Consider the following 1,449-nt stretch of genomic DNA (forward strand, 5'->3'; position numbering starts at 1 on the left):
TCTGTAGTGCCCCCCTTATCTTGGACACTCCTACATGAAAGGAGGGGTTCTTATGGCAGTTGGACAGTTTACGGAACAGGAAAAAATAGCCGCGGTTCATCTCTATCTCTCGGACCATTATTCGTATGCAGATATCAGTCGTAAGCTCGGCGTGGACAAACGCGTCATCCGTTTGTGGGTCGCTCGGTTTCGCCGGCATGGAAAAGGGGCGCTCGCTCCACGAAAAGGTTGTCTTGCCTTCGATCCAGCGTTTAAAATGGAGGTACTAAACTATCACTGGAAACATCGTGCGTCGTATTTTGAAACCGCCGTGGAATTTAACCTTGCTGCTCCCTCTACCGTGCAAAAGTGGGAGGATCAGGCCCTGCTCCACGATCTCCGTACGCTTTTTCCCGTGAAGAAGGGGCGTCCACCCATGAAAAAGAAACCGCTGGAAGACATGAGTACGAAAGAGATGCAAAAGGAGTTAGAGGAACTTCGGATGGAGAATGCCTATTTAAAAAAGTTGAAAGCCTTAGTTCAAGAAAAGCAATCCTCACAAAAGAAGACCGGGCGCGGGCGGTCGACGAACTAAGGCAGGAGCACCCGGGATTCCGTCTGGCGTTTCTATTGAAACTTGCCGGATTAAAACGAAGCACGTTTTATGCCATTCTGCAGCGCCGGAAGCAGGGAGATCGGAATCAGGAACTAAAAGAATGGATCTCGGGCATTTTCCATGAACATAAAGGACGGTACGGCTACCGGCGGATTCAGATGGAACTCCAATCGCGTTTTGACCGGACGGTCAATCATAAGAAAGTGCTGCGGCTGATGCAGGAATTACAGCTCTCCTGCCAGATCCGCCGGAAAAAGTACCGGTCCTACAAGGGACCCGTCGGAACGAAGGCTCCCCACCTGATTCAACGAAAGTTCCGTGCCAAACGGCCAAATGCCAAGTGGACGACCGATATCACGGAGTTTATCCTGTTCCAGAAGAAATTTTATCTCTCTCCCGTGCTCGACATGTACAACGGAGAAATCGTTGCTTACGCCATCGGAAACAGTCCCGATAAAGCACTGGTCGATACGATGCTGGATCGGGCGTTTGCCCGTCATTCCAAGAAGAAGAAACTCATCCTTCACTCCGACCAGGGCTGGCAGTACCAGACCCCTCACTACCGGCGGCGACTAGCGAAACAAAAAATCACTCAAAGTATGTCCCGTAAAGGAAATTGCTTGGATAATGCCATCATCGAAAGCTTTTTCGGCACCTTTAAATCGGAATTTCTCCGTACCGAAAAGTGGAAGAGCATCCCTCATTTTCTGCGGGAGCTGAAACGCTATATCCATTACTATAATCACGATCGCATAAAATCCCGTTTAAAAGTAAGCCCGGTACAATACCGCCTGCATCATGAGCCAGCGATTATTTGACAAATTTTGGTGTCTAATTTCAGGGGTGCACATCAT

1 protein-coding gene is annotated in these 1,449 nt (G+C 49.2%); it reads left to right on the forward strand.

Translation table 11 applies throughout. From position 1 onward, the window contains the following. Positions 1–52 precede the first annotated feature (52 nt). A protein-coding gene (locus C6Y45_RS17170; protein ID WP_107586449.1) for an IS3 family transposase occupies positions 53–1,413 on the forward strand; the annotation gives its coding sequence in 2 pieces (ribosomal slippage) (positions 53–497 and positions 497–1,413; 1,362 coding nt in all). Positions 1,414–1,449: the final 36 nt, after the last annotated feature.

Source organism: Alkalicoccus saliphilus, from assembly GCF_003044065.1.
Taxonomy (GTDB): domain Bacteria; phylum Bacillota; class Bacilli; order Bacillales; family Salisediminibacteriaceae; genus Alkalicoccus; species Alkalicoccus saliphilus.